The sequence below is a fragment of the Longimicrobiaceae bacterium genome, from assembly GCA_035696245.1.
Taxonomy (GTDB): domain Bacteria; phylum Gemmatimonadota; class Gemmatimonadetes; order Longimicrobiales; family Longimicrobiaceae; genus DASRQW01.
This window is the reverse complement of record DASRQW010000429.1, coordinates 1-5,305: the sequence shown is the minus strand read 5'-3', so window position 1 is coordinate 5,305 and position 5,305 is coordinate 1. Positions and strand designations below refer to the sequence as shown.

Here is a 5,305-nt window from a genome sequence, read left to right as displayed (position 1 = left end):
GGCCGCAGCGCTCGCCTACTACCGCCGCGCGCTGGAGGTGGAGACGCGCCTGAAAGATGCGGACGGCGCGGCAGACACGCGCCGCTCCATCGGTGTCGTGCTCGCGAAGCAGGGCAAGGCGGCGGATGCGCTGCCCTGGCTGGAGCAGGCCGTCGCGTACTTCGGCCACGCGGGCGATGCCGAGCGGCTGGCGCAGGCGCGGCTCTCGCGCGGGGTGGCGCTGCGGCAGCTCGGGCGGTGGAGCGATGCGCTGGCCGACCTGGACGCCGCCCGCGCGCGCTTCCAGGCGCCGCACAACGCACGGTTCCTGGAGAAGATCGAGGGCGAGCGGGCGCTGGCGTTCGCGGGCGCGGTCGACTGGAGGCGCGCGTTCGACGCGCGGACGGCGCAGATGGACCTGCAGCGCGAGCTGGCCGAGCGGCTCAAGGCCGAGCAGACGTCGCGGCTGAGCGTGCAGTTCGACACGCGCAAGAAGGATGCGGAGAACCGTGCGCTGCTGCGCGAGAACGGGCTGCGCGGCCAGGCACTGGCCGCTGCCGCGCGCGCGGCCCGCCTCCAGGCCACGGTCATCGCGCTGGTGCTGGCGATGGTGGCCGTGCTGGCGGCGCTGGTCGTCAAGCACGTGGCCGGCGAGCGGCGAATGCGGGCCATGGCGCTCACAGACGAGCTGACGCGCCTTCCCAACCGCCGGCACCTGCTGGCGCTGGCGGACGAGGGGCTGGACGCGGCCCGCCGCGACGACGCGCCGCTGAGCGTGCTGGCGCTGGACGTGGACCACTTCAAGCGCATCAACGACACCTACGGTCACGACGCGGGCGACGCCGTGCTCCGCCGCGTAGCGCAGACGTGCCGTGCCTCCCTGCGCGAGGGCGACAGCATCGGGCGGACGGGCGGCGAGGAGTTCGTCGTCGTGCTGCCGGCCACCACGGCCGCCATCGCGCTCGACGTGGCGGAGCGGCTGCGGACGGCCGTGGAGCGCCTGGACTGGAGCGACGTGGCCCCGGCGCTGCGCGTCACCGTGAGCGTGGGCGTCGCCGAGCGCGCGCCGGCCGAAGGCAGCTTCGGCGAGGTCTCCCGCCGCGCGGACGACTCGCTGTACCACGCCAAGCACGCCGGCCGCAACCGCGTCGCCCTCGCGAGCGCGTGATCGCACGGCCGCTCGTCGGATTCACGGCGGCCTGGGCGAAGCCGGTTGATCGGGTGAATGAGAGAAGTGGGAGCACTCGGGTGATGTGGGTGGCCAGACCGGAGATGACGAGATTTCGAGACGCAGGCCGCCTCCCGGATCGACGGAGGCGGCCTTCGCTGCACCTCCGCCGAGGAGCCGCGGTTCGGCGGAATGGCCGCTGCGGGGATCGTAGCGAATCCGAGACGGTCGTCCGTATGTTCATCTTCCGTCCTCCATCCCGCGTCGTCTGTCACTCGCGTCCGCGCAGCCGTGGAGACAGGATGACGCATGGATAGAGATCGGCGTCGTGACTTCCATCGACCACAGGCGACGAGGACTGAAGATGAAGCGACTGCTGGGACTTGCGCTGCTGTTCTCCGCGGCTCCGATCAGGGCGCAGATGGCGCCGCCTGCGGAGCTCCGCAGCATCGCGTACACGGCGGCGGACACGGTGAACGCGCGGCTGGACGTGTACCGGAGCAGCGCTGCGTCGCCCGCGCCGGTGCTGGTCTATTTCCACGGCGGCTCGTGGACGACGGGCGCGCGTCCCAAGGCGGCCTCGTCGTTCCGCGGCTTCCTGGAGTTGGGCTTCTCGGTCGTGTCGGTGGATTACCGGCTGTCGGACGTGGCGCGGGCGCCCGCGGCGGTGCAGGATGCGCGCTGCGCGATGGCGTGGGTGAAGGTGAACGCGGCGCGCTTCGGCTTCGACCCCGAGCGCATCGTGGCGTACGGCACGTCCGCCGGCGGCCAGCTCGCGCTGATGACGGCCATGCTGCCCGCGCGCAACGACGTGGACCTGCCGCAGTGCCTCGACGTGCCGCACATCGCCGCGGTACTGGACTACTACGGACCGGCGGACGTGCCGGGCTTCGCGGCCAAGAGCGAGAAGACGCGCGTCTGGCTCGGAGACGGCGCGGCGGGCGAGGAGATGGGGCGGCGCCTCTCTCCCCTGCGCTACGTGCGCCCCGGCCTGCCACCCGTGCTCATCGTGCACGGCGACGCGGATCCCACGGTGCCGTACGCGCAGTCGCAGCAGCTCCACGCGGCTCTCACCGCCGCCGGCGTGCCGAACCGCCTCCACACCGTCCCCGGCGGCCTCCACGGCCGCTTCACCGACGACGCCGTCCGCGACATCATAGCCGACGTCGGCGCCTTCCTAGCCGAACAGAAGATCCTCCCAGCGAACTCATCCACCGCGAACCGATAGCCATCCTCCGTTTCCACGGGCTTCCTCCGGCCCACACAGGCGCAGCGGCAACGGCCCCGCCGCCCACCCGGCTTTGCCCTGATGTCCGGATCGCAGAGGCGCCGACATCGAAATTTTCTGAGAGAGGTCCGCATCCCTCCCAGGTCGTCCAAGCATCGGCCCCGCACCTCCGTCCCTGCCTCGACAGACCCCCTGATCCCCCGCCGTTCATCGCCCGCACCTCATCTCCCGAGCCCGCGATGCTGGATTCGCATATGCGGGCGCGATACTTTGACGAGCGGCGGAGCGCGGACGGACGTGCTCCGCCATCCAACATCCACCCAACGTGGCGGCGGACGATGACGGCACCGGGCGGGCGGCGGTAGATGGGCTCCTTCGCGGCGTTCGACGTGGCGCTGCTGGTCGCGTACATGGCCGGTGTCACGCTCTTCGGCACGTGGCTGGGCCGCCGGCAGAAGGACGCCCGCGACTACTTCCTGGCCGACAGGTCGATCCCGTGGTGGGCCGTCTGCTTCTCGGTGATCGCGACCGAGACTAGCGTGCTGACGTTCATCAGCGTGCCCGCCACCGCGTACACGAGTGACCTGTGGATGGTGCAGCTCGCGTTCGGTTACCTGATCGGCCGCATCGCCGTCGCCGCCATCCTTCTGCCCGGCTACTTCCGCGGCGAGCTGGACACGGCGTACGCGCTGCTGGAACGCCGGTTCGGGCCGCTCACGCGCCGCTTCGCATCTCTCATCTTCCTGGTCACGCGCTCGCTTGGAAGCAGCGTGCGACTCTTCGCATCGGCCATCCCGCTCAAGCTGGTCACCGGGCTCCCGTACTGGCAGGCCATCGTGCTCACCGGCGTGGTGACGCTGGTCTACACGTACTTCGGCGGGCTGCGGGCGGTGGTGTGGGTGGACGTGGTGCAGATGGTCGTCTTTCTGGGCGGCGCCGTGGCGGCCGTGGTCGCGCTCCTGGGCCTGCTCCCGCACGGCTGGCACGACGTCGTATCCGCGGCGGAGACCACGCACAAGCTGCGGATCGTGCACTGGAGCGGCGGTTTCGCGGACCCGAAGTGGATCGCGACCGGCGTGGTGGGCGGCGCCTTCCTGTCGATGGCGTCCCACGGCGTGGACCACGTGATCGTGCAGCGGCTGCTGGCCGCGCGGTCGCTGGGAGATGCGCGCAAGGCGCTGGTGGCGAGCGGCGTGGCGGTGCTGGCGATGTTCTCGCTCTTCCTGTTCGCCGGCGCGGGCCTCTTCGCCTTCTACCACGGCCGCGCGTTCGCCACGCCGGACGAGATCTTCCCCCGCTTCATCGTGGAAGGCCTGCCGGCGGGCATCGGCGGGCTGGTGATCGCCGGCATCTTCTCCGTAGCCATGTCGTCCGAGGCGGGGGCGCTGAACTCGCTGGCGAGCGCGCTCACGCACGACCTGTACGTGCCGCTCACCGGGCGCGACGAGCCGGAGCACGTGATGCGGGTGGGCCGGCGCTTCACGCTGCTGGCGGGCGCGGTGCTCATCGGCGGGGCGATCCTCTTCCAGCTCGCGGCCAAGGACACGCCCATCGTGGTGGTCGCGCTCCAGATCGCCTCGTTCACGTACGGCGGCCTGCTGGGCGGCTTCCTGCTGGGCATCGCCAGCCGCCGGGCCGACGGGAGGGACGCCGTGACGGGCATGGCGATTGCCATCGCGGCGATGGCGCTGCTGTGGGCGGCGCAGCAGTTCGGGGCGATGCCGAAGCTGGTGGACACACTGTGGTTCTCGCTGGTAGGCTCGGCGGTGACGGTGGCCGCGGGCACGCTCTCCAGCCGCCTGCGCGCCCGCGCGGCGCGCTGACGCACACGCGCGGGCACGGCCAGGCGGCCGGCCCGCGCATCACTTTCGCGCAAAGCGACGCATGGACCTGATCCTCTTCCTCAAGGCCGTGGTGATGGGGCTGGTGGAGGGCGCCACCGAGTTCCTCCCCGTCTCGTCCACCGGCCACCTCATCATCGCCCGCGACTGGCTGCACTTCCTGGACGGCAAGCCGCAGACGGCGGCCACGTTCGAGGTGGTGATCCAGCTGGGCGCCATCCTGGCCGTGGTCTGGCTCTACCGTGCCAAGATCGGCTCCGTCGTCTCGCGCCTGGGCAAGGACCCGGCGGCCAACCGGCTCACCATGAACATCGTCATCGCCTTCATCCCCGCCGCCGTCGTGGGCCTCCTGACGCACGACTGGATCGAGAAGCACCTCTTCAACCCCATCACCGTGGCGTGGGCGCTGGTGGTGGGCGGCATCCTCATCCTGCTCATCGAGCGGTGGAAGCGGCCGGTGGCGGTGGAGACGGTAGACGACATTCCGCCGCGGAAGGCGCTGGGCGTGGGCCTGGCTCAGGTGCTCTCGCTCTTCCCCGGCACGTCGCGCTCGGCCGCCACCATCATGGGCGGCGTGAGCCTGGGGCTGTCGCGCGTGGCGGCCACGGAGTTCTCGTTCTTCCTGGCGATCCCCATCATGTTCGCAGCGACGGGCCTGGCGCTGTTCAAGGCGCGGCACGACCTGCACGGGGCGGACCTGCCGCTGCTGGGAGTGGGGTTCGTGGTGTCGTTCCTCTCCGCCGCGGTGGTGATCAAGGCGCTGCTCTCGTTCGTGGCGAAGCACAACTTCACCGTGTTCGCCATCTACCGCATCGTCTTCGGCGTCCTGCTGCTCGCCTGGTACTGGACGCACCCGGTGGCGGTGTGACGCGGGCACGGGAGATGGAAGGCGGCAGATCGAGGGCTGCCGGGTGAAGCGGGGGACGCTCTCCCGCATCCTCGCCGTGCTGATCGTGTCGGCGCCGCTCTCCGCCTGGTTCTACCGCGCGGATCGCAAAGACCGTGAGAAGATCGCTGCCCATCGCGGAGACGAGATCCTCAGGGAGAGGAACAAGGGGCCCGAAACTCCTGTCGGGACGTACTTCCTCC

General features: G+C 70.8%; 4 protein-coding genes. All 4 read left to right on the top strand.

The window, feature by feature from the left end; genetic code table 11:
- A partial coding sequence (locus VFE05_19260) for a GGDEF domain-containing protein (GenBank protein HET6232221.1) occupies window positions 1-1,147 on the top strand: 1,147 nt, incomplete at its 5' end.
- Between the two features lie 364 nt (window positions 1,148-1,511).
- Window positions 1,512-2,375, top strand: a complete 864-nt coding sequence (locus tag VFE05_19255) for an alpha/beta hydrolase (GenBank protein ID HET6232220.1) — start codon at window positions 1,512-1,514, stop codon at window positions 2,373-2,375.
- A gap of 365 nt (window positions 2,376-2,740) precedes the next feature.
- A complete protein-coding gene (locus tag VFE05_19250; GenBank protein ID HET6232219.1) occupies window positions 2,741-4,198 on the top strand; it encodes a sodium:solute symporter in 1,458 nt (485 codons plus the stop codon).
- A gap of 61 nt (window positions 4,199-4,259) precedes the next feature.
- Window positions 4,260-5,084, top strand: a complete 825-nt coding sequence (locus tag VFE05_19245; protein HET6232218.1) for an undecaprenyl-diphosphate phosphatase — start codon at window positions 4,260-4,262, stop codon at window positions 5,082-5,084.
- The last annotated feature ends 221 nt before the right edge of the window (window positions 5,085-5,305 follow it).